Below are 26,272 nucleotides of genomic sequence, written 5' to 3'. Positions count from 1 at the left end.
GGTCACTGTTCTTGGCGATTGGTTGGCAAGTCTTGTTTGCAACCTTGGCTTGGCCTGTTTTTCAAACCATTGGGCAAGGGAGATTGCTTGATTGGGGAGCTGTTTTATTGGTTCTCTTGGCAGTCAAAACACTGATGATGACGGTAAGTCTGAATCAGTTAATATCAAGTCCTTCTCCTACGAAGGTGTCAACTGCTGGACAGACGACCTGGATACGGTTAGCTTTAGAGACAGTGATTTTTGCCGGAATTATTTTTCTACCAGGACTTGGTCATTGGTTGGTAATCGGTTTTTCATTATTGTTAGCACTTTGTCTTTCATGGTCATGGTTCCAACGAACTAAAAAGGTTCAAGGAACGCTAGCCCTTGATTGGACAGTTGCCTTAGCAAGTAGCCAAAAACATGATCAAGCGGTTTGGCATTTTTACAGCCTCTTCGCCCAAGTACCGAACCAGGGCGTAGTTGTCAAACGTCGATCCTATCTTGACCGCTGGCTGTCCCACTTTTCATTTCAAAAGAATCCTGCGCGGCGATTATTTTGGATTAAATTACTCCGTGGTGGGGATGAACTTGTTTTAGTCCTTCGTCTTGTCGTGGTCGCCCTGGTCCTCTTGTTAGTCTTGCCGAACCAGGCAAGTTATTGGCAAGCAGGTGGGATAGTTTTGCTAGTTTACCTCGTTAACTTCCAGCTCCTACCGGTCTTTGAACAAAGTCGGTCGGTCTTGTGGACACAACTGGCTTTGGGTTCTGGCTTGCAACAGACCAAGACGTTTTTGACGGTGCTGGCCGAGATTACGGCAATGGTGGTTGGCCTTGCCTTTGTGGTGATGCTAGTTTTTGCCGGACCATTAGCGGCTCTGGTAGTGCTCGGATCAGGAACTTTGATGGGCTTAGTCCTTCATTTGCTTTGGTTGCCCAAAACATTACAAAAGAAATTATAAAAAGGAAACATTTATTATGCATTTACGTTCAAAACAATGGGCCAAGCCTTGGCTCGAGGCTCATACTGACTTGGTCATTGACCAAGAACACGCCCAAGAAAAGCGCGGCCAGTGGCAAGCAATCTTTGATCAGGCACAACCAATTCATGTTGAAATTGGTTCTGGTAAGGGACAATTTATCATGGAAATGGCCAAGAAGAACCCCGATATTAACTATATTGGAATGGAAATCCAAGAGACGGCTGTTGCGATTGCTGCTCGGAAGTCATTCGATGCCGTTGGTATTTTGCCAAACTTGCGTTACCTGTATGGTAATGGCTCAGGTGTGGAAACATACTTTGAAAAGGGTGAGATTGCCAAGGTTTATTTGAACTTTTCTGACCCATGGCCAAAGTCACGTCATGAAAGTCGTCGTTTGACTTATAAGACCTTCTTGTCATCATACCAAGCAGTTTTACCTGATGGTGGTGAAGTTGAATTCAAGACGGATAACCGTCACCTCTTTGAATACTCATTGGTTTCATTCATGGATTTCGGCATGCGTTGGACGCCTGCTGATTATACCCTTGATTTGCACGCCGATGCCGACAAGGTTGAAGGTAACGTCGAAACTGAGTACGAGCAAAAGTTTATGGCCTTGGGACAACCAATCTACAAGGTTAAGGCTCATTTCTAATTAAAAAATAAAAAATCCACTGAAGGTGGCGTTCGTAGAAAAAATGAACGACATCTTCGGTGGATTTTTTAGTCTTCCCTTAAAAAGTTGCGGGTATTACGGAAACCATCAATGGCCAGTTTAGCGGAGAGTTGGTCAGAAAAGCGTTGAACGTGAACGTTAACCACATCTGAATTAGCGAATAATTCAACTCGGTGAACGAGGTAGTGTGGGGTAGAAACACCAGTTGACAAGGAAATTACGTCACCTTTATGTGGTGGTAGGGGGAGTTGAACATTGGTTTCAACTCGGGCTGAAGCAACAATGAAATTATATTGAACCATGAAAAGCCTCTCTTCGTTCTGTTTTTGGGACAGTGAACTCTTAGAAAAAGTGCTCCTAACACTTACTATTGTAGGGGAATCAACCAGGAATGCAAATGATAGTTGAAAATTGGTACTTTTCGGTTTGATTTGTTGAAAAATTAAACATAATTCAGGTAAAAGCGTAGCAGTGTTTCATTCTAATTTTGAATCAATACAAAGTAATAAATGTAATATTACGAAGACTTTTATTGTGTATAATTACAAATGAAACAATTTTAAATTTTTTGTTATTTTTAGGGAGTAAAGAATGGACAAGAAGTTAACGCAAATGATTGGTTTGACGACCGCGTTTACTTTAGCGGGGATTACCTTAGCAAGCGCTAATCAAAGTGCTCATGCGGATGATATTTCTGCTGAATCGCAAACTGTTAGTCAAGCGGATACAACAAATGCTAAATTAACACTGGCCCAAGCCCAGAGTGCAGTTGACCAGCAGAATCAGGTTGTTACCCAAGACCAAGACAAGGTAACAAGCAACCAGGACCAAGTTAATCAAAAGCAGGCAACTTTAGCCAACACTGAGCAACAGCTTAATCAAGCGCAGAGCGCACAACAGCAAATTTCTACTGACCAAGCGGCCATTACCGCGCAACAGAGTCAGGTGACAAACGCTAATAATGCAGTTACTGCAGCCCAACAAGTCCTAGCACAAACTCCTGCAACCATTAGCCAAACCGTGCCAGTGGGTACTAGTACTGATTTGACTCAAGCCAAAGCCAAAGTTACTGCTGCTCAGCAAGCCAATGATGCAGCCCAGCAGCAGTTGATCCAAGCAAAAAGTAACTTGGGCGATGCTGATACAACGGGAATCGACGAAAAACTAGCTGACCTCCAGACCCAGGTTAAAAAAATTGACCAGGTTGTCAGCCAATCCAGTGCAGGTGCCCCAGCACCAGCTGTTCCCTTTGATACAAAGGGGAAACCATCCTTAATGATTATCCGGCTACGATGTTTGTCCATAATACGGCAACCTTGCCAACAAAATTAATCGACCCGATGGCCGGAGAAGCAAATCCAGACCGAACATCGGATAAAAATTTGATTGTCTATCAAGATGAAAATGATGATTCTGACCATATTTTGGATGGGGAAATGACACCAGCCCAGTTAGCTGAAATTTCAAACTACTTTGTCACGCTCTTAAACGACCATCGGCAGTCATTGGGCTTGAATCCCGTTCAATTAACGACAGAGGGGACTCAGGTTGCCCAATTTATTAAAAACTTCCGCGATCAATACCAAGTATCTTGGACGCATACGCCGATGTTTGACCTGGATACGGGTCAATTATTTCAAACGGATGCGGAGAAGCAAGCAGATTCGCAAAAATTCGGACAGATGGTTCAGTCATACGGTTTGGATTGGAAGTCGGAAGATATGGGGATGGTGGCCAACCAAAGCACCCCTGGCTACTACACAATGGCCGAAATGAAATCTCAAATTTATGCCGTCTTAGAACAAATGATCTACGACGATGAAGGGTCGAATAATGGCCATAAAAAAAGCCTAGAAGACCCAACGGCCACCTATGTCACCCTAGATATCAATGATATGCACGATGCTGCCCAAAACCAGAATTTTGGCGGTCATAATTACGATGTGATTATCGAAATGATGGGGGCTTTGCCCAATAAAATGGCGGCAGACTACCATGTCATTGACCCATCGTCTGCACTGACAATTATTAATACGGCCCGGGCCAAATATGGTGCCTCCCAGGACGAATTAACCCAGCAAAGCAACCTTCATGCAGAGTTGGCGAAGGTCCAAGCAATCGTTAATTTACAAACGGCAGTGACGCAAGCCAGTGACCAGACTCAGACGACAGCAGCGGCCCTAAAACAGGCACAAAGTGAGTATCAAGGGTTACAAGAAAATATGAATACGATTGGAAGTGTTGAACAAGTGGCCAATCCCGACTTAGCACGGAACCAAGATAAATTAACCCAAGCTCAGGCTGCATTAAAGGCAGCCCAAGAGCAATTGACTGTTTTGCAAAAACAATTAGCTTTGGATGAACAGATTAGTGCGAAATTGTCTACTTTGACGGCTCAGGCGCAGCAATTGACCACTGAATTGGCTAGCTTACAAGAACAAGCGACAACTCTTAGCCACCAACTGGACCTTGATACGAAGGAACTGCAACGACGGCAGCTCCGTTTAAAGCAGGTTGAGGCTTTGACAAATATTATGATTCAGCCCAACCAAACCACTATTAATTCTGACAATTCGGATACCAATACTAGCCCTGGTTCAGCTCCCCAGAATACGGCCAAGGAAGTGGTGGCAAGCACTGATGGTGATCAAAAGCCAACTAGCGAGAGACAGCCAGATTCTGATTCAATTCAATTGGCCAATTCGGCCGCAAATGATCGTGGCGTTATGGTCAGTGGTGACAGTCAATCTGAGCAAGGTCAGGCTAGTGTGGAGACAGCTAGTGATAGTCCTGCGAAATTAAATGTTGGGAGCCGACTAGCCTTATTTGGGACTGGTCCGTTGCCTAACAGCGGGACGGATGTCAGTGCTTTGGCTAAAACGGAGGCGACAGATCCAGCCAAATCGCAATACCGAGCAGTTAAATATGCTCATCCTCAAAAAGGCAGCCAATGGCGTAAAGATTTGTTGCTTGGTGCTTCGGCCGTCGTTGGTCTAGGGATTTTGAGCTTTGGAACATTCTGGCTACGGAAAGGTTAAGAGAAAGTAGGAGGGAGAGAAGATGTTAAAGAGAAAATCAATTTTCACAATTGCAACGGTAGCGGTGATTGCTGCCGGGACCGGAACTTATGTAATGGGGAGTCAATTAGGGTCTCACCATGAAGACAAGGACAAGACGTCCGTCCAAATTACGTCTAAGAAGATGGCTGCTACGGAATCATCAAGCACTAGTGCGGTTCCTAATACTGGGGCCAGCAGTCAAGCCAGCTCTACTATGGCAAGCTCAAGTTCAAGCTCAGCTGCACCAGCCCAACCTGTAACTAAGGCAATGGATATTAATGCCATTAAAAATGGTGATTATTCTAGTGTGGTAGGAACTTGGCAAAATCCTGACGGAAATAAGCTGGTTTTCGATAAAAATGGTTTGGTTTCGACTACCTTTGGTGGGACAACTGCTACTGATTACACAGTTTATGTGAACCAAACGCAGCATTTACCAGCGGCTACTATTCAAGATGGGATGTTAAAGGCCTATTTGGGTCCAAAGGATGAAAACTTGGAAGAAGCCTCCAGCGTTGATCAATTCTACTTCATTCCTAAGGGTGTCAACATGACCGGTACCAGTGATAATTCTCATGACCGAATTTATACTGGTCAATCTTACGAGGATGATAATATCTTTCAGAAGGTTAACTAAATGAGTTGATATTGGTACTCATAGATTCAAGGATTCAATAGCACAATTCGATAAAACTATTAAGAATGTTGATTTTGATTTTTTGGGGGAGAGAAAAATGAAAAAGAAACGGTTAATCGTTATTGCGACGACAGTAATTTTGTTTATTCTGCTGGTCCTCTTTTGGGTTGGGAACCAAAATCGTTCCAGCTCCAAGGGGAGTCAGCAGGATTCGAGCCAAACGGTTGTTAAAAGTAAGAAGAAAACTAACGGTCAAGGCATTACTGTGGCAGACACGCAAAAGAACGCGAAATTGTCAGCCACTGTGATTGGCCTCTATGGTGGGACTACATTAAAAAGCGAAAATTCTTGGTCGGCGATTAAGGCCGGCATAACGGGAAAGTCGCTCACTGTTCATATTGTGAAGGCCGATGATGGTACTTACCAATACAAATTAACAACCGACCAGTCCGCTGATTTAGCCAGTACTGGCTACTACCAGTTAACTGGTAGCAACCATGATACGGTTGGTTTTTACGGTGGGTCAACCGGCGAACACTTTAAGGATGTATCCTTAGCCGCCGTGGTTGATTACGTGAATAAGCATTATGATCAATCAGACCTCAATGATTATGCTGACCAGGTTAAAATCAGTGATGAAACTGCTGGTAGTGCCAACAGTAGTACTAATAATTCATCAACAAATTCAAATGATATTACTACTAATGATGGGTCAGACTATTTCTATAAAGCAATTATGTATTATGGCATTATGAATCCTGATGCCAAAGGACTTTGGAAATCACTTCAAGATGTCTTAAAGAACCATTCAGATGCGACACTTGAATGTCGGTCGGATACTGATGCAAACAATGGGCTCACCTTTACTATTTCATCACCTGACTTTGGTGGGGTTGGTTCTGCTGAATTTTACTACGATGATAGTAAGAATCCGATTTGCTTTGCATTTTGGACCAGTGAACCTGACCCCGATGATCCAACGATGAATAAGACCAAAAAAACTGATATGAGTGATGGATTGATTCCCATGCAAGAAATTCTGGACTTTGTTAACCATGCCGGTGGAAAGAAAATGCTAGATACTTATAACTTTAAAATTTTAAGTAAGTATGCAAACTAAATATTAAAAAAATGTACTACCATTTTGATTTAGTACTAGCTTCAAGGAGAAATCCTTGGAGCTTTTTTGCTTTCAATGAAAAATAAAATTGTTTGTGATACAGTGGGAAAGTTATCAAGTGAGATGAAATTGCGGGAGAGAAAATGAAAAATAAGGTCGGCATTGGAATAATTACTTTATTGCTAGTAATGGGCGTGACGACGGCGGCCTTGAAGGCAAGAAGTCACGAGGGAACAAAGCAATCTAAAACAGTTTCAAATTCACCAGCGAAAATTCAACGCTTAAATATTGAACAAATTCAAAAGGGTAATTTTTCCACGGCTAATGGAACCTGGAGGAACCAGGAAGGGGACACTGTGACCATTAGTAAAACAGGAATTGTTCATTTGACACGCGCTGGGCAAACTACGATTAGTCGTCTCTACGCTCAACAAAGTCAGGTTCCAACAGGTTACCAAACTCAAACCCAAACAGATGACGGAGCAATTCAAGTGGTAATGGGGCCAAAAGATTTACCTCGGGTAGCAAATCAGAGTCTCTTAACGCAAGCTGTTTTTCTTCCAAAGGGCGGGGATGGATTTAACTATGGAGTTGATCGAGTAGCTGACCGACTCGACCTTGATGTTAATGATGGTACGAAAATTTTCACTAGAGTTTGGAAAAAGGTATCTGTATATTAGTCATTAAAACGTATGTAAACATATAAATAATCATATATTGATTTAAAATCAAAAGCCGATAACTTCCTAATTGAGGAGGTTATCGGCTTTTATTTGTTAGCATCTATGAGCTGAAAAGGCTAATCCTGCTGATTACGGTTTTGTAGAGCGTGGTTAATTTTGTCCGTGGTGATCTTCTGGTTGGCTTTGATGGTCAACCAGATAACAACATAGGTCGTGACAAAAATTAGCCAAAATTGCCAACCCATGGAGAACGAATGCGCTAAGTTTTGTGTCATTAAGACGAGGGCCAAGGTGCCAAAAAAATGAAGGACGACAGCGGCTAGGTAGGAAAGGCTGTCCAGTCTGAAAAGGAAGGTCAGTAAACCAATCAGGGCACTCATGATTAAAATGGCAAGAATATCGGTATTGGTCACCACTCGAGTAGTTCCTGTGACGAAGAGAATCAAGAGGTAGGCAGTGGCACCGTAACCAGCACCGGTTGTCATTCGTTTAAAAAAGTTTTTCATTGTTCTCTCCTTATAAACCAAACCGCTGGGTCAGGTTCTTAACGTAGCGCCGACTAACCGTAACTTGGTGGTTACCCAGAAGGTGGGCGGTCATATTACCCGAAAAACTATTGGACAAGGAAGTTAGGTGATCGAGGTTAATCAGAGCATGGCGCGAGATTTGGACGAACTTTTGTGGGTTGGTCCGAGCCTGAAAATGGGCCAACCGTTCTCGAACCTCGATAACGGTTGTTTTGGTGACAATCGAAAGGATATCCTCTAAGATGGTCACGTAGATAATGTCATCAATTTTAATTAGCCGAATCTCATCGGCGGTTTTAACCGTCAAGACGGTTGGCTGGGACGTTTGAAAGGCATCCAGGTAGTCCAAAAGCTGGTTGACGACTGGTCCCTGGTCGGCGGCGGAAACCGTGACTTCGATTTCGTCGGGTCCAAGATTGTGGTTGGCATGAAAGTGACTTTTCAAAAGAATACTCCAGAGGGTTATTTTTTATTTTTCAGACTGGGTAAGGCGATGAAAACGATGGCGATAACAATAAAGCCGGTAACGACTAAGTAAGTCTCACCCTGACTAAGGAGGTGGGTCCATTGCAGGCGGATACCTAACTGCTGGTCAAAGTGGTGGATTGCTGTGACGTTGTGAGTGAAAACTTTGGTAACCGTTGGTCCCATTAGGACTTGGCGGAAGAGGGCGGCGATGTAGGCCCCCGGTGTTAATTTCATCAAGGCCTGGGCAAAGTCGGGCATGTTGCCGATTGGGAAGTAGGTCCCAACCAAAAACCCGGAAGCCGTTCCGATGATCGTGCCGAGCTTTGAGAGGGCGTCGACGGATTGGATGTGGCTAACAATCAGGTCATTGACTAAGGTGGCCGTGAGGGCGCTTAAGACCATAATGACCAAGAGGATGGGCACTTTGTCCAAGGGGAAAGAAATTTGGTCAACCAGGGCAAAGTAGGCCACCATAATGACGAGCATGACGATTTGCATCAAAAAGCCAGTGAGGGCGGCACTAAAAACGTAACTAAGGTGCCTGCGGAAGGGTGACAGGTCGGTTAAGAGCAAGTCTTGGCTGACGCCCTGCTCGCGGTCCTTGGCCGATTGACCGAGGCTGGTAAAAGTTGTGGTGATTCCTGTAACCGTTAGTGTACCACTAATCAGCCACATATCTAAGAGTTGGTTTTTATCCTCGATACCATTCCAGTCCTGGGCGATACCCTTCTTCAGAAAAATGATATAGAGAACAAATGAAATCAAAGCACCCAGGAGCGAAAAGATTACGCCACTTCGGTTACGGAAGTATAAGAGCAAGTTACGTTTCATCATGGTTAACATTAGCGGATTTCCTTTCCAGTGAGGGCCACGAAGGCATCATCCATCGTTCCGGCCAAATATTCAAAATCAACAATTTGATCTTTCATCTGGTTGAGGAGGGGGATGGCTGCTTGAGCGTCGATGGGACTAACAACGATCTCAGTTTCGGCGGTGGGCGTTCCGTTCAAGCCAGCATTTTGGATGGCTGTTAGTAGGGATTGTTGTTGTTGGTTGGGTTCGATGGCCAAAATTAAACGGTTAGCCGTGTACTGGTCTTTGATTTGCCGGGCTGAACCAGAGGCGATGGTCGTGCCATGGTCAACGACGTAGACTTGGTCGGCGTGGTCGGCTTCTTCCAGGTAGTGGGTTGTTAAGATAATGGTCAATTGTCGGTCAACCTGGAGGTGGTGAAGCAAGTCCCAGATGGCCATCCGCGTTTGGATATCGAGGGCGGTTGTCGGTTCATCTAAGAACAAGACGTCGGGATCGTTAATCAGTGCGCGGGCAATGTCAACTCGGCGCTTTTGCCCACCTGAAAGTGTTCCATAGAACTGGTTTTCGAAGTTTTTTAGGCCCAGGCTTTGAATCAGACTGTTTACTTGGTTAGCTGGGACGTGGCGGTATTGCTTGGCCCTGATTTCCAAGTTTTCCCGGACGGTTAGTTCGGCATCAAGGACGCTTTGTTGGAAGACGACCCCGATTTTCGTCCCGGCCTGGTAGGTTACCGACCCGGAACTAGGCTTGGTCAAACCAATCAGCATCCGCATCGTGGTTGATTTTCCGGCCCCGTTTGGACCTAGCAGGGCGGTTAGGCTTCCTTGGGCGATGTTTAAGTTCATGTCACTGACGGCGACGTGGTCGCCGTATTTTTGCGTGAGGTTCTTAGTCGTTAAAATCATATGCACTTCTCCTTTACAAGACCTATCCTAGCAAGGGGCAGGGCCGCCTGTCTCGGCTTTGTCGGTAAGCGGTTTGAATGGGGAGGTGAGCGGTTAGCAAGGACAACAATTGGTGATGATGATGACTAGCCATTTTAATAAAATATGCTTTTTTAATTTTCAATTAAACTCGAAAAAATTCTAAACTTGAAAAAACGACACGAATGAACTGATGAATTGTTCCGATAAGTTCGTATTATGGTATCTAAAATTAGCGAAATCACATCATTTTAATCTAAATAAACTTGAATGTTCGTTTAATATCCACGATAATGATGTTGTTATTAGAATAAGAAAGGTTTTAAACCGGTTGTTAGTCTTGTTTTAATAGCAGCGATTAGTTATTTGGTCACGAACGCAGAAAGAGGAGTGTAAGAACATCATGAAAAAGATCATCGCAGCACTTGCTGTCTTATTGGTCGTCGTCGGTGGATTTTTCGCCATTACCTCAGGGTCGAAAAAATCAGATTCATCTAGCAGTTCCAGTTCAAAGATTTCAATGAAAGAATTGAATATCCAATTTGTACCGTCTTCACAAGCGGATACTATTTTGGCTAAGGCTAAGCCGTTGGAAAAGCTTTTGAGCAAGCAACTTGGAATTCCAGTGCACGTTTCAATCTCAACTGATTACAACACAGTGATTGAAGCAATGGGTTCAAAGAAGGTTGACATGGGCTTCTTGCCACCTGATGGTTATGTTGCTGCTAACAAGCAATACGGTGCTAAGGTTATTCTTCAATCAACTCGCTTGGGTATGAAGGATGATAACACTGGTGCCAATACTGATAAGTTGGTTAACAACTATAAGTCAATGATTTTAGTTAAGGCTGATTCACCAATCAAGTCAATTAAGGATTTGAAGGGTAAGAAGATTGCCGTTCAAGGAGCAACTTCATCAGCTGGTTATATTTACCCAGCTGTTGAATTGTACAAGAAGGGTGTTAACGTCGTGAAGGATGATACACTTGTCCAAGTTAAGGGACATGATCAAGGTGTTATGTCGGTTTTGAATGGTGACACTGATGCTGCCTTCGTCTTTGACGATGCCCGTAACATTGTTAAGAAGGACCAACCTAATGTCTTTAAGGATACTCGTGTTCTCTACTACACGAAGGGAATTCCAAATGACACGATTACCCTACGTAAGGGTATTTCAGATTCTGATTCAAAGGCTATTAAGAAGGCTATGATTGCCGTTTCGAAGACTAGCCAAGGAGCAGAAGTGTTCAAGGATGTTTATTCATGGACTGGAGTTACAGATGCCAAGGATTCAAACTTTAACGATGTTCGTGACTACGCTAAAGTGATGGATAAGATTAAGTAAAATTTTCATATATGGAATCGTCACCATCTTAGATGGCGACGATTTTTACATAAGTTGCTGAAGTTCTAGAACATAAAAAGGAAATTACAATGGTAAGCAAAGGCGCAATTCAAGTCGAAGGTGTTTCTAAAATTTATTCAAATGGGGTGGTTGGCTTAGATAATATTAATCTGTCAATTAAACCTGGTGAGTTTGTCGTTGTTATCGGTCTTTCAGGAGCGGGAAAGTCAACGCTGCTGCGAGCTTTGAACCGCTTGCACGACGTGACGGCTGGAACCATTAAGATTGACGGCGATGATATCACGAAAGCCAGCGGCAAAAAATTACGCAACATGCGGCGTAACGTCGCCATGATTTTCCAAAATTATAACTTGGTCAAACGGTCAACTGTTGCTAAGAACGTCTTATCTGGTCGAGTGGGTTATTACTCAACTTGGCGGTCAGCTTTCGGTTTGTTTAATAAGGATGATCAAAATCGGGCAGCTAAAAGTCTAGAGCGGGTCAACCTTTTGGATAAGTATTATACGCGAGCCCGTGACCTATCAGGTGGGCAGCAGCAGCGAGTGGGTATTGCTCGAGCCTTAATGCAAGAGCCAGCTGTCTTTTTGGCAGACGAACCCGTTTCTGGTTTAGATCCTAAGACGACTAAGTTAGTTATGGATGACCTTAAGCGTCTTAATGATGAAGACGGTTTAACGGTTGTCGCCAACTTGCATTCCGTTGACTTGGCAATGGCCTATGCCACCCGGATTGTTGGTCTTAAGGCTGGAAAGTTAGTCTACGACAAGCCAATTGGTGAAGTTCAAGAAGAAGACTTTACTGAAATTTATGCCGAGGCGGGGGATAAAAAATGATGCCAGAATTACCAAAAAGAAGCTTTTTGAAAGAGTGGCATGTCATTGGCTTTTCACTCTTCTTAGTTTTCGTGATTTTGATTTTGATGTCAGGTAAGTCAACGGGTGTCGGTCAAGATTTTTCCTGGGATCAGTTTTCTGATTTATGGATTAAAATGTCCAAACCTGATTGGTCCTACCTGCCATCCGTTATGAAACCAATCGAGCAAACCGTTCAAATGGCCTTGGCGGGCACACTGCTAGGTGGTGTCGCTGCTGTGCCGGTTTCACTTTTGGCTGCCAAAAACATTGTTAAGAACGCCTTTGTCCGGGGGTTGGTTCGTTTTCTAATGAACCTAACACGGTCATTGCCAGAAATGCTGTTGGCTGCTTTGTTTGTTGCAGTTGTTGGGATTGGGGCATTTTCCGGAATGTGTGCCCTAGCCGTCTTCTCGTTTGGAATGATGTTTAAGCTACTCTATGAGGCCATTGAAACCATTGACGAAGGTCCGATTGAAGCGCTAAAGGCAGCTGGTGCCAATAGTTTTCAAATAATTGTCTACGCGGTGGTTCCTCAAGTCTTTAATCAATTTTTGAGCTTTTTCTTGTATACCTTGGAAATCAATATTCGAGCTTCAACCGTTCTAGGATACCTTGGAGCGGGGGGGATTGGTCTTTATTTGAACACAACCCTTGAATTATTCCGCTATGATCGCACTTCCATTGTTATTCTGGCAATTTTGGCCGTTGTAATTGTGGTGGATGTGATTTCCAACCAACTACGGGAGCGTTTAGCCTAATGAATATGAAAAAGAGTTTATTTAAAAAAATTGAACCGTGGGCGATTACGGTTGTGGTAATTGCAATCTTCATCTGGGCCTTTTCTGGGATTCCGCTAACTGGAATTAAAGACACAGCTAGGCAAGTCTTCTTTTCAATCATGAGAGGGTTATTTCACCCGGATTGGTCATACGTTTATACCGGCGATGGTGAAGACTTGGTATCGGCTTTGTTGGAGACTTTAGCAATTGCCTTTTTGGGAACCTTTATTTCAGCAATTATCGCGGTACCCTTTGCCTTTTTAGCAGCTCGAACGAATGCTAAATTGTTTGCACCACGGTCGGCCTTTGGTAAATTATTGCTCACTATCATTCGGGTATTCCCAGAATTAGTATTGGCCATCATGTTTACTAAAGCAGTCGGACCGGGAGCCTATGCTGGAGTCTTGGCATTGGGATTTCACTCCGTGGGGATGATGGGTAAGCTATTTTCAGAAGCAATTGAAAATGTTGATCACGGTCCCAATGAAGCGATTGCAGCAGCTGGTGGGAGTGGCTTGGATGGCCTGGCTTTAGCAACCTTTCCAGACGTCTTACCAGAATTTATGAATTACACATTATATCGGTTTGAAATTTCGGTTCGTTCAGCTTCGATTTTAGGAATTGTGGGTGCTGGTGGTGTGGGAGCACCATTGATTTTTGCGCTGTCGACACGGTCATGGTCGCGAGTTGGAATTATTTTAATCGGAATTGTGGTGATGGTCACAGTGATTGATTTTATTTCTGGACAAATTAGAAAGCGACTGGTTTAATTTTAAAAGATACGTTAATCAAGTGATGTGCGTTGCATATCACTTTTTTAATTCAAGGTTGAAGGAGCAAGTTATGAATATTCAGATTTTGTCAACTTCCGATGTCCATGGTTACTTTGTGGCTGATGATTATCGACGACCGCTGAGGGACCTTAATTTTGGCTTAGCAAAGACGTTGACCGTTATTGATCGGGTTCGTCATGACCATCCCGCTGACTTGGTGTTGACGATTGATAACGGTGATTTCATCCAGGGTTCTCCGTTAACGAATTATATTGAAAAAAAGAACCCGGACCAGGATAGGGTCTACGGTGAACTAGCCCAGCCAGTGGGCTACGATGTTCGCATTTTGGGAAATCATGAATTTAATTATGGCCGCCAGTATTTAGAAAAGCTCTTCGCAACGGACCCAATACTCTTGAATGCTAATATTATTGATCGCCAGACCGGCCAGCCATTTATCGGTCAGCCCTACAAAATTTTTGAAAAAATGGGTGTTAAGGTAGCGGTCATCGGTTTGACGACCCAGTATATTCCGCATTGGGAAGCTGCAGAAAATATTCAAGGGCTCCGGTTTTTGGACCCTGTCGAAGTTGCGAAAGACTTAATTAAGAAACTGGTGGGCCAGGTTGATCGAATTGTTTTAGCCTATCATGGTGGTTTTGACCGAGATTTGCAAACGGATGAACTGTTAGAACCTGAGACGGTGGAAAATCAAGGTAATCAGCTACTCGCCCTAGCTGGAGTCGATGCTTTGGTGACTGGTCACCAACACCGAATGCTGGCCGAAGTTGTGCATGGGGTTGCCACTACCCAGCCTGGATACCGAGGCCAAGCCGTTGGCTGGATGACTATCAGCGATGATGGGAACCAGGCAACCTTGTTGTCAGTGGAGGGGGTCGGGGCTTCTGCTGAACTTACAAATCAAATCAATGACTTGTACCAGCAGACGAACCGATGGCTGGACCAACCGATTGGCCATGTTGGTCATAATTTAGAATTGCAAGATCATTTTTCAGCCCGATTGCATGGTCACCCCTTTGCTGACTTAATTAATCAAATTCAAATGGCGGCGACCGGGGCTAAAATATCCACCAATGCCATTTTCTCGGATGAAATGCAGGGATTTGCTGATAAGGTGACATTACGTGATGTGGCGACAAATTATATTTATCCCAATACTTTGGCAGTTGAATTGCTGTCGGGGGCTGAATTAAAAGAGGCTTTAGAAATTAATGCCGCTTACTTTGCGGTCCAGAATCAGCAAATAGTTGTGAACCAGGCCTATGTTTATCCCAAAGTCCAGCACTATAATTATGACTTATGGAGTGGGTTGACCTATACTATGACCGTTTCCAAGCCAGTTGGTGAACGGATTAGTGCGATTAGTGTGGACGGTCAACCTCTGGACTTGACCGCAAAATACGAGGTGGTTGTTAATAATTATCGAGCTAATGGGGCAGGAAATGCTGTCTTTAGCCCTGATAAAATCATTCGTGAATTACCGACCGATGTGACTGAACTGATTAGTGATTATTTGTTGGCCCATCCAAATTTAAATGTTGGTGAATCACATAATGTTAATGTTGTCCTGTGACGAGTAATCAATTAATTTAGGTCAAAATAAAGGCTAGTATTCGAAAATGAATACTAGCTTTTTAAATGCGGTAATTTAACGGTGGTTAATGGGTGGATGTGGTAGAATCACAGGGAAATGGTGAGAAAAGAACGGGAGCTAAATGATGACACAAATAAATCAACGCGAGTACCACCTTGCTTTGGGGGTCTACGGCATTTATGCCCCGCAGCCGGGGATGGTCCTCGTGATTAAGAAGAATCAAGGACCCTATGCTAACCGCTTTGATTTACCGGGTGGTACGATGGCCAACTATGAGGGCTTATCTGAAACGCTGATCCGGGAATTTACTGAAGAGACGGGCACGCACGTTGAAGAATTCCACCAAATAGGGGCGGCGACCTTTCGTTACCCCTGGCAATATGAACAATTTGACTACAACAAGCATATTGCGGTCTTTAACCTTGTTGAGCGGGCTACTGGGGCAGTGCGAAGTCGGGTTGACCAATTTACCGGCCAAGACTCCAACGGGGCCGTGGTGGTTAATTTGTCCGCTTTGACCTGGGAAAATTCATCACCATTAGTGATGAAAGCTAAAGAATACTTGGAGACCGGGACTTTTCGAGCGACGGATGATTGCTTTGAAGAGTGGAAGGTGTTGTGATTGACCGAATTAACAAACTCTGACAATGATTAGTTGCTCATGTATTTACTATTATTAAATATGTATCTATAGGAGAATAGCCATGCCTAAAGAGGTAGTTGTTACTAATGTCTTTATTTATACGCATGATAACCGTAAACAATTAGAAGAATTTAAACGTTTACTTTTACAAAGTAGTATCTTTTCAGGGGCAGAAAATGCAAAATTAACAACAGTGAAACAAAGAGGGTATCGACTTTTAACTGTTGCTGATAAGGATACGTCTTTCAAATTCGCTTTGATAACCTTTCAGGTTAACAGCTTAACCGTTGATAGAATGAAAAGTCTTAATAAGCAAGCCGAAAAAATGTTTGAGACGGATAGCATCTACGGTTTAAAAGATTTGGAGGGCTTAGAGCAGTTGTTAGCTTTATGTAACCAAGAAACCTTTGGTCGTGAATACCATCCGACGATTGTTGATAAAGCAGCTTACCTTTGGTATTCATTGGCGACTAAACAACTTTTTCATAATGGTAACAAAAGGACAGCACTGTTAGCAGGACTAGTTTTCTTAGATCAAAATTTTATTAAATTTAAGATAAAAGATGCAAAAAAATTATACGAGATCTCTGTTAAAATTGCAGAAGGCAAAATGTCTCAAATTGAACTTAAGAAGTATATTATGCAAAATTCTTCGCTGAATTTTGAAATGATGACGAAATTTAATGAACTATACCATATATATGATATAGAAAAATAATTTAAATAAGTCTTTTTAAGGTGGTATAATTGAACCTATTAGAAATAAGCAGGAGGCGTTTGGATATGTTGATGATTAATCAAAATTTTCAGAATAAGTCTGTAAGTATCGTCGATAATAAAGATAAAAAAATTGATAATTCTTCTTTTAATACTGCTATTGATAAGAAGACACTATCGGATAAAATAGTGCAAGAAGCTCTGTCAATGCTGTCTAAGGTTTAACTTCATCCCCTAGATTACTTTTAAATTTTGCTAAAATAACACACAAAACGATTAACCAATTTATTAATTGGTTAATCGTTTTTTTTAGCTTAAAGTAATAGTTCGTTAATTCATCAAACTGCTGAAATATTGTGAATCGAGTGTAAAAAATAAGCCCAAAGACATCAACTGTCCTAGAGCTTGCCGAGTTAGGCCATTAGCCTTACCATTAATCATTTGTTTCATCATTTGAATGGGCTTCGAACCAGTCATCTTGGAAAATAGCATAGTGATGAAGATCAACCCAATGGCCATTATAAAAGGACTCCTGTTTTGAGACACCTTCTTTTTGAAAGCCAACGCGGGTATAGGCTTTGATGGCGGCCGTATTGAAGTCAAACACCGATAGTTTGATTTTATGGAGGTTTAAGTTATTAAAACCATAATCTAAAATTAACGCCAGTGCTTCAGACCCGAATCCCTGTGATTGATCTGCTGCATTGGGGATGCCAATTCCTAAGTTGGCTGTTCGATTGCGGATGCTGATATCTGATAGATTAACAAACCCGATTAGTTGGTCATCTGAGACTTTTCGAATTGTAAATTCAAAATTTTCATCGCTTTCAGCACCTTCGCGAAAGAGCTTTTCCCAACTTTCAGCGGTAAAGGGATGAATGACGTCAGCTGTTAATAAATTTAGGAAGTCATCGTTCCATTGCCAGTTGGCCAATTTTTCGCCATCAGTATCGTGATAGTGAGATAATTTTACGTTTTTTCCAATGAACATCGACTGATCCTATCTGTTTTTCAACCAGTATAGCATTTGAGCAAGGTGGGGATGGGATTAACTGACTAAAGTGGATTAGTCGTCAAAATAAATTAGAAGATTAGTCATCGAATAGTGAAAAGACTAGTTATACCATTATCGTATAACTAGTCTTTTCATTGCTTCTTAATTGGTTAAAATGCTGATATATCAGCGTTTCTAGTGCACTGAGGGGGAGTCGAACCCTCGACCTGCCGGGTAGAAACCGGCTGCTCTATCCAGCTGAGCTACCAGTGCAAAAAGTATCATTTGGAACACTATTAAGAATAGCAAAAAATAAACTAAATTACTATTCAAAGTTTAAATTAGTTTAGTTATGCCAAAAAATGTTTTATTACAAGCGAATCCTTGATGGTTAGCTGTTTATCAGTAATAATAAGAGGTATCGCAATCTAAGGAGACAAAAATGTCATCATATTTTTATTTATTTTTAGCGGTGATTGCCGAAACCACCGGGACAGTCATGATTGGCAGTACCGATGGCTTTACAAAATTATTACCGACAATTTTAACGTTGGGCTGCTATGCCCTGTCTTTCTACCTTTTAGCTATCGTTGTTAAAACAATTCCAGTTTATTTAACATATGCAATTTGGTCTGCAAGTGGTATACTAATAATCTCGTGTTTTAGTGTTGTTGTGTTCAAGGTCTCTTTGAACTGGCAAACAATCGTTGGTCTGGCCCTCTTAATTGCTGGAGTGGTTTTGGTTAACATCTTTGGGAACACGCATTAATTTGTTCGGGAAAAGTACTTCCTGAGCCACCTGAGGAGAAATATGGTAAATAAAGAAACAACATCAGGCTACTCTTGGTCTGATGTCAAAGCGAACATGAAACAAATCTTCACTTGGTCGTATTACAAGGAAGGGTTTTCTGGTTGGGACAAGCAGTCTTATGCTTGGTTGGCAATTGGTCTAGTAGTCATTTTGTTGACCGGTTTGCCACACGGCTTTGAAACATTGTCAGTTTTGTCAATGATTGGTGGGGCAATCGGCTTTGCCTGTACTTTGGCAATTACAGCTAATAAGCGAATTAACGGTTTACTTGGCTTTGTTTCAGCCATCTTAATTTCAATCGTTGCTTTCCATTCAAAGAACTATTCTGATATCGTGATGCAAATGGTTTATGTGATCACATTGGATTTAAACTTTATGTTCTTTGGAAATGCCTGGCAAAATCGGAAGATCAAGGCCATGAACACGACGGGGTTAGTTACTGCCTTGGTAACGTTTATTGTTGCTTTCTTCCTATTATATACACTAGATACTCAAATTCTTGTCTCACCTCGTCCTTGGCTTGATGCTTTCTCAGCTGCTATTGGGGTGACAGGTGCAACATTAACGGTCGCCAAGTTCCATTCGCAATATTGGATGTGGACTTTGCAGGGCTTAATGTCAGTTACTCTTTGGGGTGTAACAGCATCGCAAGGCGACGCAAACTGGGTTTTATTCGCAACGTATGCACTATATCTTGGTAACGATGTCATTGGTTTGTTCTTTTCACCATGGTCACGGGCTACTAAAGTTCAAAATTAATGATTTTGACACAGATTTTATTAAACTTTTTTAAGTAAAATGGTCGTAATTTTGTCGTTTATGACAAAAAAACGACCATTTATGCCAATTGTGCCATTATTTTAGCGCGAATGAAAAGTTCTTGTTATACTCAAAGCAAGTTGAAGATTTTCACTAGACTAAATAAAGATTGGAGACGTTCACATGGCGAAAAATGTAACTGATGCGCGGGTTCTGCGTTCAAGACAAGTTTTGAGAACAGCAGCAATTGACTTGCTTTCAAAAACTGATCGTTTTTCAATTTCTGAACTACTTATTAAAGGACGAGTCACAAGAGGAACCTTTTACCGCCATTATAATAATCGCGAAGACTTAATTACAGACGTCAATCGTGAATTGATACAAGATTTTACAGAAAAAACTGAAGGAAAGTTTCGAGTTCAAGCAGTTTTGGAAGTTATTTCAGAACAAGGTATTTTTTATAATGCTGTCTTAAATGAGGGGCGCGATCCCGAATTAATGGACAGTCTAATGTTGGCCCTACGTGAGCAACGTAACCGAGCATTAGCTGATATTATCGATGAACGGGAGCGGATGCACTTGGTTTATCAATGGGAAATCATCATTGCTGGCTTTTGGGCCTGTGTTTCTCTATGGTTAGAAGACTCGATGGCTTTAACATATGAAGAGTTACTGGATGAATTTCGTGAAATTTGGCGGGTAACCATGACTCGAAGCCAAAAAACGGGGCTGATGCTCTTTGATTTTGATGCTTAGCTGTCAAAACCATCAGTATGCTTGCTAATTCAAGCAATCTTTGTTAAAATTAATTAGTTGTTAGCGCAGCTACAACCACACATTTCGGGTTTAAGTTAACTAGTAATAGTCGCCTAGGAATGGTGAGTCTAAGTATAAAAGGAGAATTCAATAATGGCATACGCAATTATTGTTACAGGCGGCAAGCAATACAAAGTCGCTGAAGGCGATACTATCTTTGTTGAAAAGTTGGACGCACAAGAAGGGGACAAGGTTGTTTTCGACCAAGTTGTCTTGACTGACTCAAAGATTGGTACACCTTTTGTTGAAGGTGCTAAGGTTTCTGCTACAGTGGAAAAGCAAGGTAAGGAAAAGAAGGTTGTTACTTTCAAGTACCGTGCCAAGAAGCATTCCCACACTAAGCAGGGACACCGCCAACCATATACACGCGTGAAGATTGATTCAATCGCGTAATCATCACTGTAAAAGGAGAATAGACTTATGTTGATGAATCAAGATAACTTGCAACTTTTTGCTCACCACAAGGGTGGTGGATCATCTGCCAACGGTCGTGACTCAGCTGGTCGTCGTTTAGGTACGAAGGTCGCTGACGGACAAGATTTGACTGCTGGTTCAATCATTTACCGCCAACGTGGAACGCACATTTACCCAGGTCAAAACGTTAAAAAGGGTGGCGATGACACACTTTTTGCTTTGACTGACGGTGTTGTTAAGTTCGAACGCAAGGGACGCGAAAAGCGCCAAGTTTCCGTTTATACTCGGGAAGAATACAACGCTATGTTGGCTGCTAAGGCCTAACAAGTGTTGTCAGTAGCAGATGTTACTGGCTAAAAGGCCAAATACCAAATGGTATTTGGTCTTTTTTTATCTTTAAAATTCTTAAAATAAAATGAGAATTTTCTATTAGAGGTGTTCAAAAGTGTGTTACAATGACCTCAAGATAGATTAAATTTTTGGAGGTTTTTACCGTGGGATTTTATGAAGAACGTTTGACCAAGTTTCAAAAGTTATTGCAGAAGCTTGAATTGCAGGGCATGATCATTTCGAATGCTTCCAATATGAACTACTTGATTGGCTTTAGTGGTGTTCCTGGTGATGGTGTCTTGGTTGTTTCGCAAGACAAAGCTGCTTTCATTACTGACGCACGCTACGAAAACGAATACACTGGCACTTTGCCAGAGGGCGTTGACCTAGCAATCACTCGTCAATATTATCCAAAGGCCGTTGAAATCGTGAAGGAATACGGTATCGACCAACTTGGCTTTGAATCAGACTTGCCATACGCCTTCTATGAAGAACTTGATGATTTGTTGCCAGAAGGTGTTAGCTTTGATGCTGTTCCCGGTGCAGTTGAAGCATTGCGGGAAACCAAGGACGACCAAGAAGCAGCAGCTTTGCGTAAGGCCACCCAAGTTTCAATTAAGGCCTTTAACGCTTTGTTGAAGGAAGTAAAGGTTGGTATGACTGAAAAAGAAGTCGCTAACCGCTTGGACGTTTTGCAAAAGGAATTCGGTGCAGAGAAGCCTTCATTTGAAACAATTGTTGCCTCAGGATATCGATCAGCAATGCCTCATGGAATGGCCAGCGATAAGAAATTAGAAGCTGGTGATTTGGTCACGGTTGACTTTGGTTACTATGTTGATGGCTATACTTCTGACGTGACTCGGACCTTCGCTTTGGGTGAAATTGATCCCGAATTGAAGAAAATTTACGAAATCGTTAAAGAAGCCAACGAAATCACAATTGAAGTTTTGAAACCAGGCGTTTCAGGGTCAGAAGTTGATCGTGTTGCCCGTGATTTCATCACTGAACATGGTTACGGTGAACAATATCAACATTCAACTGGCCATGGTGCAGGGTTGGACATCCACGAAGGGCCTTACCTTTCATCACGGTCAAGTGATGAAATTGTGGCAGGAAACTTGTTGACTGTTGAACCTGGTATCTACCTTGCTGGTAAGGGTGGCGTTCGAATTGAAGATGATATCTTAGTTACAAAGGATGGTCACGAAAATTTGACGGCTGACTTGCCAAAGGATTTGGTTGTTGTACCAGTTGATTAAAATATACTTTTTGAAAAGATTGCGGACAGGTTGCCCGCAATCTTTTTATTTTTCTCAAGTGGCAAATTAAGGCCGATTTGTTAATTTTTAAATCCACAAATAGCTTTCGAGTTTCAAAGTTTAATTTTAAAATTTATAAATTTTCACCTATTTTCAAAAAGGTGTATGATATTTCTATTAGGTGAAAGTGCTTTTAAATTTTAATGGGAGGATTATAAAATGGGTAAAAAAACGTATGCGTGGTTGACTGGTGCAGCGGTGGTTATCATTGGAGGAGTTGGTGTTACTACAGTTTTGGCTCCAAAATCGAATAACCATGACGGAAGCTCGTCGACTGTTGTTGCTAAAAATAAAACTGATAAAAGTGGAACGACCGATAAGTCATCGAAGCAAGCTGAGGATTTTGACAAACTTAGCCAAAAAGATAAGGCTGCCGTTCTGATTAAGGCAACCTTCATTGATTCTGATGATGGTGATAGTTCGGCCAGTGAGCTCTTCTATCACACGCATTATATGTTTTACAGTGGTAAGCCAAATAAGATGGTCATCTTTGATAACGGTGAAGGCGCTGGTGGTGTTTTAGAGCATTCATACCGTTATACTGACACACATGACGGTAACTATCAGGTTTCGACTGCCGATAGTACTGCTGAGGACGATGCCCATACAGATAAAGATAATTCATATTGGAAATTTGAAAAGAATCTTAGCAAAAAGGATCTTTATCAAAACTATCTGAACAATCGTGATGCTATTAATAAAATCATCGCGTTGGTTGATTTTTCTAAGGCTAAAGAAGACTTTTCATATTTGCCAATGGACCAGGATAGTGTTCCGGCTAATAGTAGTTCAAATCAAGATAGTAGTCAGAGTTAATGTGAGGCGACTTTGTTAGTACAAACAAAATAATTGAGTGGTCAAACGAAACTCAGAATTCCGATGGAATTTCTGGGTTTTTCTGTCAAATTAAAAATCTGAAAAGCCGGTAAGCAAATTTCCAAACCTGGCATGGGCTAAGCAATTGAAATGGTGACGGTTGGGGATACTTTTTTCATGAAAAATATTCCTGAAATTGGCCATTGATGATAAGATAGGACAATGGAGGTAAAGTATGGAATCGATACAGTTGCGTCACACCAATGATTTACATTCACATCTTGAGTCTTGGCCCCGGGTATCTCGGTACTTACAGGGACAAACTACGGCTCAAACTACCTATAAATTCGATATTGGTGATGCCATTGATCGGTTTCATCCTTTAACTGATGCGACAATGGGTCAGGCCAACGTAAAACTGATGAACCAAATCGGTTACGATGCTGTGACGATTGGCAATAATGAAGGCTTGGGTTTGTCTCATGAAGATTTGAACCACTTGTACGACCATGCTAATTATCCAGTGCTACTAGCTAATTTAACAGAACTTCCTGGGAATAATCAGCCCGCCTGGGCTCAGCCAAGTCATATTTTTGAAACTGAAGCGGGCACCAAGGTCGGTGTGATTGGCTTAACAGCACCCTATGAGCTAACTTACCGATCGGTTGGCTGGAATCCTCATGATGTTGAAACAACACTCGACCGACTTCTACCTCGGTTACGAGATCAAGCAGATTTTGTCGTTTTATTGTCCCATTTGGGGCTGCCAACGGACCGCGAATTGGCGGATAAATATGATTTAGACGTTATTATTGGGGCTCATACCCACCACGTCCTGCCACAGGGAGAGCTTAAGAATGGTACATTGCTTGCTGCTGCGGGGCGCTATGGCGACCATGTCGGTCAAATTGATTTGGTTTTAGATGATAACCATCAAATTGTGACTAAGTCTGCTCAAGCAATTCCGTTGACTGATTTACCTATTGAGCCTGGTGACGAGGATAAAATTCAAGCTTTCCAAGATCGGGGAATCCAGTTAGAAAATGAACACAAGATTGTTCATTTTGACCAGGTGCAGACGATTGCTGACCAGGGACGGGCTTGTCTGCAGGCTTTGAAAGAAAAAAGTGGCTTGGATGTTGCTTTTTGTTCAGCTGGACTATTTTTGCAAGATTTACCCGTAGGAGAAAATACTGCTGAGGATTTTTTGGCCTCGATGCCGCATTCGATTCATCCGATGGTCGCAACCCTGACGGGGAACGAATTGAAGGATTTGGTGGCTGAGCTGAAGGCCAAGGAAGCTAGTTTGCTGAATCAAAGGGTGAAGGGATCTGGCTTTCGTGGGAAGGTTTTTGGTCAAGTTCTGTTGTCAGGCTTAACTTACGATGACCAAGGTCAGTTGCTCTATGCTGGCCAAGTGGTCCAAGCCGATAAGCAATACAAGTTGGCGACCTTGGACCATTATCGCTGGGTCGACTTTTTCCATGTTTTGGATGATTCCCCTGCGGAAATTGATTTAAATTTACTTTTACGCGAATTACTTGCGAAATACTATCAAGAACAGGCGCTAACAGCCGGAAAATAAAAGCGCCATCGTTATTTTTAAAGAGGGACTATGGATCACGAAAGTTTAAAAGAACGAACGCTCAACCAACAGGCTGAGCGGGAGCAAGAATTTGAAATTAATGTTTTTGGTGATGAAGTTACCATTGACGGTCTAAGTTTGACGTTGCAGGAAAACTTTAAAGAGGCTTTTGACCCGGCAAAGTTAGCTATCCGGTATACGCCACTTTTAAAACAATATGATTATATTGTTGGTGATATATCTGCTGACCAGTTGCGGTTACGTGGTTTTTACCAGGATGACCGGTCGGTGACCGCCGACCAAAAAATTTCAGCTTTGGCTGATTACTTATATGAATATGTGAACTTTGGTGCACCATACTTTGTCTTGGCCAATAACGCACCGGCTTTTCGTCCGGTCAAAGTCCATGATTTTTTGCAAGACTGGCAACGGGACCAAAAACAAGCAAGCAGTCAACAAGGGTCTAAAAAGAAGGCACCAGCAAAGAGTCAACAGCGGTCTAAAAGTGCCACTGGCACTAATACTCGACAAAATCGGACCAGTACTGGTCCCCGCGAAAAAGTTACTAACCGTCCGCGAAAAAACAGTCAACAGGGCAATGCTGCTAACCAACGTAAACATCAATTTACTAAAACGGACCGCGGTGAAACAGATAAGAAACAAGAAAGTACTAATTCCCGACCTAATGCTGAACACGTCAAATCGGCTAATGGGAAGGGGTCCGGTAATCGCAAAACAAAGAATACTCGGACCGGTAATAGACCGATTAATAAGACTAATGGTGGCTCAAACCGTGGGCAAGAACTTGATCGTCAACCTAAGCAGAATCCGGTTGATACAGGTGTCAAGCCAAAGGATGGGAATAACACTCAAGCTAACCGACAGAATAGTCAAGAAAAGACAGCTAGTCGGGTAGGTGCTAAGGGTCAACAACCAAGTAAGACACCACAAAATCACAAAAAACGTTCATTTACTATTAAGGAACGTCAACCTGAAAATGATTCAAATAAATAGTGGAAGCAATGCTTTGAAAGAGGCATGCCAACAATAAAAGCTGAATTCTTAGCTTTGACACGGGACCCAAATTGAGGGTTCAGATCATATTTAAGATTTTAGCTTTTTTGCTTGAATTTGAATGCAACAGTGATATTTTTCTAAGTTAGCAGAAAATTTCGGTCTTGCTAAAATTAAGTAACCCGTATTATAATATTAGGGTTACTTAAAGGAGAAGAATAATGAAAAGTTCAACACGACTTGTTGATTTAACCCAAGGAGCGCTGTTTTTAGCCTTATTAATTGTTTTTGCGTTAATCCCAGCTCTGCCAATTGGCTTTTTGCCAGTACCAATCGTTTTACAAAATTTAGCCGTCATGCTAATTGTTTTGATCTTAGGACCTAAGCGTGGCACTTTGGTAATGGTGGCCTTCTTAATCCTGGTGGCATGCGGAATGCCAATCTTATCTGGTGGACGCGGTGGTTTGGCAGTCTTGGTTGGTCCAACTGCCGGTTATATTTGGTCTTGGCTGCTTATGCCGGGCGCATATTGGCTCTTAAACCGGTTGGTCTTTGGTAAGAAACCAGTGGACCGAGCTATTAGTTGGCAAAGTTTCATTTTATTGGCGATTGTTGATATAGTAGTTGTATATGGCTTAGGGGCAGGATACTTGCATGTTGACCAAGGTTTAAATTTTTGGGCAATGTACCGAGCTAATTTTGTCTTTATCCCGGGTGACTTGCTAAAGGTGGCTCTGGCAGTTGCTGTTAACCAGGCCCTGGCCAGAGTTAAATAATATTAGGAGCATCCGCAATT

31 protein-coding genes, 1 tRNA gene and 1 other annotated feature are annotated in these 26,272 nt (G+C 42.3%); of the genes, 25 read left to right on the top strand and 7 right to left on the bottom strand.

Annotated features, from left to right (window positions below; all coding sequences use genetic code 11):
• Both AOQ29_RS07145 and trmB read left to right on the top strand, forming a co-directional pair.
• On the top strand, positions 1 to 941 hold a 941-nt coding region (locus AOQ29_RS07145; protein WP_061993789.1), incomplete at its 5' end, for an ABC transporter permease.
• A 16-nt stretch (positions 942 to 957) separates the two neighbouring features.
• Positions 958 to 1,617 carry a tRNA (guanosine(46)-N7)-methyltransferase TrmB gene (gene trmB / locus AOQ29_RS07140; protein WP_061993788.1) on the top strand — a complete coding sequence of 220 codons (660 nt, stop codon included), beginning with the start codon at positions 958 to 960 and terminating at the stop codon, positions 1,615 to 1,617.
• Between the two features lie 68 nt (positions 1,618 to 1,685).
• Here trmB and AOQ29_RS07135 read toward each other — a convergent pair whose 3' ends face one another.
• Positions 1,686 to 1,940: a hypothetical protein gene (locus tag AOQ29_RS07135; protein WP_061993787.1), complete on the bottom strand. Its 255-nt coding sequence runs from the start codon at positions 1,938 to 1,940 to the stop codon at positions 1,686 to 1,688.
• A 289-nt stretch (positions 1,941 to 2,229) separates the two neighbouring features.
• Here AOQ29_RS07135 and AOQ29_RS07130 point away from each other — a divergent pair, with 289 nt between their 5' ends.
• From AOQ29_RS07130 to AOQ29_RS07110, 5 genes are all read left to right on the top strand, one after another.
• On the top strand, positions 2,230 to 2,970 hold the full coding sequence (locus tag AOQ29_RS07130) for a hypothetical protein (protein WP_061993786.1): 741 nt from the start codon (positions 2,230 to 2,232) through the stop codon (positions 2,968 to 2,970).
• Positions 2,931 to 4,676 carry an SEC10/PgrA surface exclusion domain-containing protein gene (locus AOQ29_RS07125; protein ID WP_061993785.1) on the top strand — a complete coding sequence of 582 codons (1,746 nt, stop codon included), beginning with the start codon at positions 2,931 to 2,933 and terminating at the stop codon, positions 4,674 to 4,676. The genes AOQ29_RS07130 and AOQ29_RS07125 overlap by 40 nt, the downstream gene beginning before the upstream one ends.
• Before the next feature lie 22 nt (positions 4,677 to 4,698).
• Positions 4,699 to 5,334 carry a DUF6287 domain-containing protein gene (locus tag AOQ29_RS07120; protein ID WP_061993784.1) on the top strand — a complete coding sequence of 212 codons (636 nt, stop codon included), beginning with the start codon at positions 4,699 to 4,701 and terminating at the stop codon, positions 5,332 to 5,334.
• A 97-nt stretch (positions 5,335 to 5,431) separates the two neighbouring features.
• Entirely contained in the window at positions 5,432 to 6,454 is a 1,023-nt protein-coding gene (locus AOQ29_RS07115; RefSeq protein WP_061993783.1) for a hypothetical protein, read from the top strand.
• A gap of 143 nt (positions 6,455 to 6,597) precedes the next feature.
• On the top strand, positions 6,598 to 7,134 hold the full coding sequence (locus AOQ29_RS07110) for a DUF6287 domain-containing protein (RefSeq protein WP_061993782.1): 537 nt from the start codon (positions 6,598 to 6,600) through the stop codon (positions 7,132 to 7,134).
• Between the two features lie 119 nt (positions 7,135 to 7,253).
• Here the strand turns inward: AOQ29_RS07110 and AOQ29_RS07105 are convergent, their stop codons facing one another.
• From AOQ29_RS07105 to AOQ29_RS07090, 4 genes are read right to left on the bottom strand one after another with little or no spacing between them, the layout of a single operon-like run.
• Positions 7,254 to 7,643 carry a DUF3021 domain-containing protein gene (locus AOQ29_RS07105; RefSeq protein ID WP_061993781.1) on the bottom strand — a complete coding sequence of 130 codons (390 nt, stop codon included), beginning with the start codon at positions 7,641 to 7,643 and terminating at the stop codon, positions 7,254 to 7,256.
• A 10-nt stretch (positions 7,644 to 7,653) separates the two neighbouring features.
• A complete protein-coding gene (locus AOQ29_RS07100) occupies positions 7,654 to 8,109 on the bottom strand; it encodes a LytTR family DNA-binding domain-containing protein (RefSeq protein ID WP_061993780.1) in 456 nt (151 codons plus the stop codon).
• Between the two features lie 17 nt (positions 8,110 to 8,126).
• Positions 8,127 to 8,975: an ABC transporter permease gene (locus tag AOQ29_RS07095; RefSeq protein ID WP_061993779.1), complete on the bottom strand. Its 849-nt coding sequence runs from the start codon at positions 8,973 to 8,975 to the stop codon at positions 8,127 to 8,129.
• Positions 8,975 to 9,853 carry an ABC transporter ATP-binding protein gene (locus tag AOQ29_RS07090; protein WP_061993778.1) on the bottom strand — a complete coding sequence of 293 codons (879 nt, stop codon included), beginning with the start codon at positions 9,851 to 9,853 and terminating at the stop codon, positions 8,975 to 8,977. Before AOQ29_RS07090 ends, AOQ29_RS07095 begins: the two co-directional genes overlap by 1 nt.
• A gap of 421 nt (positions 9,854 to 10,274) precedes the next feature.
• On the opposite strand from AOQ29_RS07090, the gene AOQ29_RS07085 reads away from it, so the two are divergent.
• The 8 genes from AOQ29_RS07085 (at position 10,275) to AOQ29_RS07780 (ending at position 16,843) form a co-directional block, all read left to right on the top strand.
• Positions 10,275 to 11,216 (top strand): phosphate/phosphite/phosphonate ABC transporter substrate-binding protein, encoded by a 942-nt coding sequence (locus AOQ29_RS07085; RefSeq protein ID WP_061993777.1) that lies wholly within the window; start codon positions 10,275 to 10,277, stop codon positions 11,214 to 11,216.
• An 89-nt stretch (positions 11,217 to 11,305) separates the two neighbouring features.
• Positions 11,306 to 12,070: a phosphonate ABC transporter ATP-binding protein gene (gene phnC / locus AOQ29_RS07080; protein ID WP_061993776.1), complete on the top strand. Its 765-nt coding sequence runs from the start codon at positions 11,306 to 11,308 to the stop codon at positions 12,068 to 12,070.
• Positions 12,067 to 12,849, top strand: a complete 783-nt coding sequence (gene phnE, locus AOQ29_RS07075; protein ID WP_179948360.1) for a phosphonate ABC transporter, permease protein PhnE — start codon at positions 12,067 to 12,069, stop codon at positions 12,847 to 12,849. Before phnC ends, phnE (AOQ29_RS07075) begins: the two co-directional genes overlap by 4 nt.
• On the top strand, positions 12,849 to 13,640 hold the full coding sequence (gene phnE / locus AOQ29_RS07070; RefSeq protein ID WP_407645488.1) for a phosphonate ABC transporter, permease protein PhnE: 792 nt from the start codon (positions 12,849 to 12,851) through the stop codon (positions 13,638 to 13,640). Before phnE (AOQ29_RS07075) ends, phnE (AOQ29_RS07070) begins: the two co-directional genes overlap by 1 nt.
• 73 nt (positions 13,641 to 13,713) lie before the next feature.
• Positions 13,714 to 15,237: a bifunctional metallophosphatase/5'-nucleotidase gene (locus AOQ29_RS07065; protein ID WP_061993775.1), complete on the top strand. Its 1,524-nt coding sequence runs from the start codon at positions 13,714 to 13,716 to the stop codon at positions 15,235 to 15,237.
• A 145-nt stretch (positions 15,238 to 15,382) separates the two neighbouring features.
• Positions 15,383 to 15,880, top strand: a complete 498-nt coding sequence (locus tag AOQ29_RS07060; RefSeq protein ID WP_061993774.1) for an NUDIX hydrolase — start codon at positions 15,383 to 15,385, stop codon at positions 15,878 to 15,880.
• 82 nt (positions 15,881 to 15,962) lie between these two features.
• Positions 15,963 to 16,619, top strand: a complete 657-nt coding sequence (locus tag AOQ29_RS07055; RefSeq protein WP_061993773.1) for a type II toxin-antitoxin system death-on-curing family toxin — start codon at positions 15,963 to 15,965, stop codon at positions 16,617 to 16,619.
• A 65-nt stretch (positions 16,620 to 16,684) separates the two neighbouring features.
• Positions 16,685 to 16,843, top strand: a complete 159-nt coding sequence (locus AOQ29_RS07780; protein WP_158530770.1) for a hypothetical protein — start codon at positions 16,685 to 16,687, stop codon at positions 16,841 to 16,843.
• Positions 16,844 to 17,051: 208 nt separating this feature from the next.
• Here AOQ29_RS07780 and AOQ29_RS07050 read toward each other — a convergent pair whose 3' ends face one another.
• The gene (locus AOQ29_RS07050; protein WP_061993772.1) at positions 17,052 to 17,609 is read right to left on the bottom strand and encodes a GNAT family N-acetyltransferase; all 558 of its coding nucleotides are present in this window, start codon (positions 17,607 to 17,609) and stop codon (positions 17,052 to 17,054) included.
• Positions 17,610 to 17,811: 202 nt separating this feature from the next.
• Positions 17,812 to 17,885, bottom strand: a tRNA-Arg gene (locus AOQ29_RS07045).
• 169 nt (positions 17,886 to 18,054) lie between these two features.
• Here AOQ29_RS07045 and AOQ29_RS07040 point away from each other — a divergent pair.
• The 10 genes from AOQ29_RS07040 (at position 18,055) to AOQ29_RS06995 (ending at position 26,252) form a co-directional block, all read left to right on the top strand.
• On the top strand, positions 18,055 to 18,381 hold the full coding sequence (locus tag AOQ29_RS07040; RefSeq protein WP_061993771.1) for a DMT family transporter: 327 nt from the start codon (positions 18,055 to 18,057) through the stop codon (positions 18,379 to 18,381).
• Positions 18,382 to 18,423: 42 nt separating this feature from the next.
• The gene (gene pnuC, locus AOQ29_RS07035) at positions 18,424 to 19,182 is read left to right on the top strand and encodes a nicotinamide riboside transporter PnuC (RefSeq protein ID WP_061993770.1); all 759 of its coding nucleotides are present in this window, start codon (positions 18,424 to 18,426) and stop codon (positions 19,180 to 19,182) included.
• Positions 19,183 to 19,365: 183 nt separating this feature from the next.
• A complete protein-coding gene (locus tag AOQ29_RS07030; RefSeq protein ID WP_061993769.1) occupies positions 19,366 to 19,938 on the top strand; it encodes a TetR/AcrR family transcriptional regulator in 573 nt (190 codons plus the stop codon).
• Between the two features lie 63 nt (positions 19,939 to 20,001).
• Positions 20,002 to 20,078, top strand: a sequence feature (ribosomal protein L21 leader region).
• Between the two features lie 13 nt (positions 20,079 to 20,091).
• A complete protein-coding gene (rplU, locus tag AOQ29_RS07025) occupies positions 20,092 to 20,391 on the top strand; it encodes a 50S ribosomal protein L21 (RefSeq protein ID WP_061993768.1) in 300 nt (99 codons plus the stop codon).
• A gap of 27 nt (positions 20,392 to 20,418) precedes the next feature.
• Positions 20,419 to 20,736 (top strand): 50S ribosomal protein L27, encoded by a 318-nt coding sequence (gene rpmA / locus AOQ29_RS07020; RefSeq protein ID WP_061993767.1) that lies wholly within the window; start codon positions 20,419 to 20,421, stop codon positions 20,734 to 20,736.
• 170 nt (positions 20,737 to 20,906) lie between these two features.
• Positions 20,907 to 22,001, top strand: a complete 1,095-nt coding sequence (locus AOQ29_RS07015) for a M24 family metallopeptidase (RefSeq protein WP_061993766.1) — start codon at positions 20,907 to 20,909, stop codon at positions 21,999 to 22,001.
• Positions 22,002 to 22,220: 219 nt separating this feature from the next.
• The gene (locus tag AOQ29_RS07010) at positions 22,221 to 22,877 is read left to right on the top strand and encodes a hypothetical protein (RefSeq protein WP_061993765.1); all 657 of its coding nucleotides are present in this window, start codon (positions 22,221 to 22,223) and stop codon (positions 22,875 to 22,877) included.
• A 235-nt stretch (positions 22,878 to 23,112) separates the two neighbouring features.
• On the top strand, positions 23,113 to 24,462 hold the full coding sequence (locus AOQ29_RS07005) for a bifunctional metallophosphatase/5'-nucleotidase (protein ID WP_061993764.1): 1,350 nt from the start codon (positions 23,113 to 23,115) through the stop codon (positions 24,460 to 24,462).
• A gap of 30 nt (positions 24,463 to 24,492) precedes the next feature.
• Positions 24,493 to 25,476: a YutD family protein gene (locus tag AOQ29_RS08420; RefSeq protein ID WP_083989407.1), complete on the top strand. Its 984-nt coding sequence runs from the start codon at positions 24,493 to 24,495 to the stop codon at positions 25,474 to 25,476.
• Positions 25,477 to 25,697: 221 nt separating this feature from the next.
• Positions 25,698 to 26,252 carry a biotin transporter BioY gene (locus AOQ29_RS06995; protein ID WP_061993763.1) on the top strand — a complete coding sequence of 185 codons (555 nt, stop codon included), beginning with the start codon at positions 25,698 to 25,700 and terminating at the stop codon, positions 26,250 to 26,252.
• Positions 26,253 to 26,272 lie beyond the last annotated feature (20 nt).

Source organism: Fructobacillus ficulneus (assembly GCF_001047075.2).
GTDB classification, from domain to species: Bacteria; Bacillota; Bacilli; order Lactobacillales; family Lactobacillaceae; genus Fructobacillus; species Fructobacillus ficulneus.
This window is presented reverse-complemented; position numbering and strand designations above follow the sequence as displayed.

Excerpts from the sequence above, each read along its gene's own strand:
- pnuC (WP_061993770.1), top strand. The coding sequence starts at position 18,424 with ATGGTAAATAAAGAAACAACATCAGGCTACTCTTGGTCTGATGTCAAA.
- rplU (WP_061993768.1), top strand. The coding sequence starts at position 20,092 with ATGGCATACGCAATTATTGTTACAGGCGGCAAGCAATACAAAGTCGCT.
- AOQ29_RS07055 (WP_061993773.1), top strand. The coding sequence starts at position 15,963 with ATGCCTAAAGAGGTAGTTGTTACTAATGTCTTTATTTATACGCATGAT.
- AOQ29_RS07090 (WP_061993778.1), bottom strand. The coding sequence starts at position 9,853 with ATGATTTTAACGACTAAGAACCTCACGCAAAAATACGGCGACCACGTC.
- AOQ29_RS07005 (WP_061993764.1), top strand. The coding sequence starts at position 23,113 with ATGGAATCGATACAGTTGCGTCACACCAATGATTTACATTCACATCTT.
- AOQ29_RS07120 (WP_061993784.1), top strand. The coding sequence starts at position 4,699 with ATGTTAAAGAGAAAATCAATTTTCACAATTGCAACGGTAGCGGTGATT.
- AOQ29_RS07010 (WP_061993765.1), top strand. The coding sequence starts at position 22,221 with ATGGGTAAAAAAACGTATGCGTGGTTGACTGGTGCAGCGGTGGTTATC.
- AOQ29_RS07110 (WP_061993782.1), top strand. The coding sequence starts at position 6,598 with ATGAAAAATAAGGTCGGCATTGGAATAATTACTTTATTGCTAGTAATG.
- phnE (WP_407645488.1), top strand. The coding sequence starts at position 12,849 with ATGAATATGAAAAAGAGTTTATTTAAAAAAATTGAACCGTGGGCGATT.
- AOQ29_RS07095 (WP_061993779.1), bottom strand. The coding sequence starts at position 8,975 with ATGTTAACCATGATGAAACGTAACTTGCTCTTATACTTCCGTAACCGA.
- AOQ29_RS07040 (WP_061993771.1), top strand. The coding sequence starts at position 18,055 with ATGTCATCATATTTTTATTTATTTTTAGCGGTGATTGCCGAAACCACC.
- AOQ29_RS07085 (WP_061993777.1), top strand. The coding sequence starts at position 10,275 with ATGAAAAAGATCATCGCAGCACTTGCTGTCTTATTGGTCGTCGTCGGT.
- phnC (WP_061993776.1), top strand. The coding sequence starts at position 11,306 with ATGGTAAGCAAAGGCGCAATTCAAGTCGAAGGTGTTTCTAAAATTTAT.
- trmB (WP_061993788.1), top strand. The coding sequence starts at position 958 with ATGCATTTACGTTCAAAACAATGGGCCAAGCCTTGGCTCGAGGCTCAT.
- rpmA (WP_061993767.1), top strand. The coding sequence starts at position 20,419 with ATGTTGATGAATCAAGATAACTTGCAACTTTTTGCTCACCACAAGGGT.
- AOQ29_RS08420 (WP_083989407.1), top strand. The coding sequence starts at position 24,493 with ATGGATCACGAAAGTTTAAAAGAACGAACGCTCAACCAACAGGCTGAG.
- AOQ29_RS07130 (WP_061993786.1), top strand. The coding sequence starts at position 2,230 with ATGGACAAGAAGTTAACGCAAATGATTGGTTTGACGACCGCGTTTACT.
- AOQ29_RS07115 (WP_061993783.1), top strand. The coding sequence starts at position 5,432 with ATGAAAAAGAAACGGTTAATCGTTATTGCGACGACAGTAATTTTGTTT.
- phnE (WP_179948360.1), top strand. The coding sequence starts at position 12,067 with ATGATGCCAGAATTACCAAAAAGAAGCTTTTTGAAAGAGTGGCATGTC.
- AOQ29_RS07125 (WP_061993785.1), top strand. The coding sequence starts at position 2,931 with ATGTTTGTCCATAATACGGCAACCTTGCCAACAAAATTAATCGACCCG.
- AOQ29_RS07135 (WP_061993787.1), bottom strand. The coding sequence starts at position 1,940 with ATGGTTCAATATAATTTCATTGTTGCTTCAGCCCGAGTTGAAACCAAT.
- AOQ29_RS07050 (WP_061993772.1), bottom strand. The coding sequence starts at position 17,609 with ATGTTCATTGGAAAAAACGTAAAATTATCTCACTATCACGATACTGAT.
- AOQ29_RS06995 (WP_061993763.1), top strand. The coding sequence starts at position 25,698 with ATGAAAAGTTCAACACGACTTGTTGATTTAACCCAAGGAGCGCTGTTT.
- AOQ29_RS07780 (WP_158530770.1), top strand. The coding sequence starts at position 16,685 with ATGTTGATGATTAATCAAAATTTTCAGAATAAGTCTGTAAGTATCGTC.
- AOQ29_RS07105 (WP_061993781.1), bottom strand. The coding sequence starts at position 7,643 with ATGAAAAACTTTTTTAAACGAATGACAACCGGTGCTGGTTACGGTGCC.
- AOQ29_RS07060 (WP_061993774.1), top strand. The coding sequence starts at position 15,383 with ATGACACAAATAAATCAACGCGAGTACCACCTTGCTTTGGGGGTCTAC.
- AOQ29_RS07030 (WP_061993769.1), top strand. The coding sequence starts at position 19,366 with ATGGCGAAAAATGTAACTGATGCGCGGGTTCTGCGTTCAAGACAAGTT.
- AOQ29_RS07065 (WP_061993775.1), top strand. The coding sequence starts at position 13,714 with ATGAATATTCAGATTTTGTCAACTTCCGATGTCCATGGTTACTTTGTG.